This window comes from Sinimarinibacterium flocculans, from assembly GCF_003201205.1.
Lineage (GTDB): Bacteria > Pseudomonadota > Gammaproteobacteria > Nevskiales > Nevskiaceae > Solimonas > Solimonas flocculans.
Window position 1 is genome coordinate 1 of sequence record NZ_QICN01000029.1, and the last position, 1,935, is coordinate 1,935.

3 protein-coding genes and 1 pseudogene are annotated in these 1,935 nt (G+C 66.3%); all 4 read right to left on the reverse strand.

Translation table 11 applies throughout. The features are described from left to right. Positions 1 to 265 (reverse strand): AcaB family transcriptional regulator (locus tag C8D93_RS20210; RefSeq protein ID WP_146216690.1); only part of this gene is annotated, 265 nt, incomplete at its 3' end. Between the two features lie 183 nt (positions 266 to 448). Continuing rightward, positions 449 to 976 carry an RES family NAD+ phosphorylase gene (locus C8D93_RS20215; protein ID WP_023093160.1) on the reverse strand — a complete coding sequence of 176 codons (528 nt, stop codon included), beginning with the start codon at positions 974 to 976 and terminating at the stop codon, positions 449 to 451. Beyond that, positions 973 to 1,344: a hypothetical protein gene (locus C8D93_RS20220; protein WP_023093161.1), complete on the reverse strand. Its 372-nt coding sequence runs from the start codon at positions 1,342 to 1,344 to the stop codon at positions 973 to 975. Before C8D93_RS20220 ends, C8D93_RS20215 begins: the two co-directional genes overlap by 4 nt. A gap of 120 nt (positions 1,345 to 1,464) precedes the next feature. After that, positions 1,465 to 1,935 (reverse strand): annotated as a pseudogene (locus C8D93_RS20225) (STY4528 family pathogenicity island replication protein); the annotation flags it as partial.

Below are 1,935 nucleotides of genomic sequence, written 5' to 3' on the forward strand. Positions count from 1 at the left end.
TCTGCAGACGGGTCTTGGTGTCGGCGAGCTTGTCCTCGATCCGCAGCATCCACCAGTCCGAGTAGGGGTCGTCCTGCTCGGCGCCGCGCTTCATTTTGTTCATGGCGCCGATGAAGCCGTTGAGACCGATGATGCCTGGGCGCCCCTCGGTCGGCGCGCGGCCGTGCCAGATGCGCGATGCATGGTGCGTGTGCAGCGTCAGCGACATCGCGCTGCGCAGCGATCCGAGATTCAGTTGCAGGGGTTCTGTGCGTTCGTTGGCCATGGGAGCGACTCGCGGTGAAGGGGCGAGTCGCCAGCATCGGCATCGGCCGGAAGGCCGTCAGTCAACAAACCGCAGCCCATGCGCGCCCGGTTTGTTCCGCACGGAAGGCTGTGTGTGCCGGCTATCCCCTGGGGATAGCTCGGCGGCGGGCCGAAGGGTGGAGTGCGAATCCGCGCTGTGGAGTCAGCGCGTCCAACTGGATTGGTCGCGGGGCAGTCGCCCGTCGGGATCATTGACCTCGACCGAATTGCCATCCCTGAGCCGATCCACGAACACCACGATATTGGTGCCGCCATCGTTCGCCTGGCTGGGGAACAGGATTCCGGTATGGCCCTGGGCCAGCACCATGTCGCCCAGCACCCAAGTGGGCGGCTCGATGTGAAGGTCGAATTTCAGATGGCGCCAGTCCTCGCGCCAGTCGTGCCACAGCTCGTCCCAAGGTTCGCCGCGGTGGAGCTGCCGCAGATCGACCAGCTCGCGCAATGCCACGGTGTACGAGCACATCGTGCAGGGCGGCAGGAAGGGCGAGGTCTGCTGGTATTCGCGTAGCGCGGTCGCTTCCTCCAGCGACAGATACAGCGCCTCGACGCCCTCCCGGTTGAAGCGCCCGCCCTTGGCCGCCGCACCAGCGCCGCTGGTTGGCCGGCTGGCCCACTGCGGGGTGTGCGCGCGAAACAGCGTGGTGCCGGGCGGCAGGTCGAGGAGGATCATCCGGTGAACCCTGCACTGATCGACTCCAGGTAGTCGATCGCATCGTCGGTGCGTCCTTCCTGCACCAACTGCAGCAGGGTCTTGTGGTGGAACGTCGGGATGGGCTCGTTCTTGACCATGAAGAATGCACGCGCGGTATCCGGCTGCACCGCCGAGGCGGCCGATAGCACCCGCATCAGGTCACGAAGCGCGGCCTGGAGTCGCGGTGACTCGGGGTGGGTGCGCAGGGTGTTGCGGTGCACGCCAGCCAGCGTGGCCAAGTCCTGGTACTGCAGGCCCAGGGCATCGGCGACGTTCGTGGCGGAAAAGCGGGACGTGCCGGCTTCACGCACCGATTCGAGCACATCCGCGAAAGCGGTAGAGGCCATGACGTTGCTCCCAAAGGCAAGGAATCACGAGCACATTATACGCACAGTTTGAGCACAGTTCCAAGCGGTCTGCTCCCCCAGCTGGAAGGCGACCTGTTCCGTCTATCCCCTGGGGATAGCTCAGGGATCGCGCAAGGCTGAACGCAGCCGTGCGAGGTAGGCGCGCGCCACCTCGGGGTCGGCTGGGCGGGAAGCCGAAGGCGACGACGATGGCGCCGGCCCCGCAGCTCGCGGCGCGGGCGGCGCTGCTGCGTCGTTGCCCGCCCACGCCTTGAACTCCCCGCGGATCGCCTTCTGGATGATGCCGAACAAGTAGCCGGCGGGATTGCGCACCGTACTGCCGCCACAGCGTGCCGCCCACTCGTCGAGCACGGCCTGCCGCTGCGCCTCGTCCACCTGCTGCAGCGCCACCAGCGCGCCGGCCTGCTGCTCGTCCTTCAAGCGCAGGAAACGCTCGGGCAGCCGCAGGTTCTGCAAGGCCCTCGCGCGCGGTACTGTACGTACTTCATTTATACGATCATTACGTACTGTACGGTCCTCCTTCGGAATCCGAAGAGAGCCGTCCGGCGCGGGTTTCGGCCCTGCTTCGGA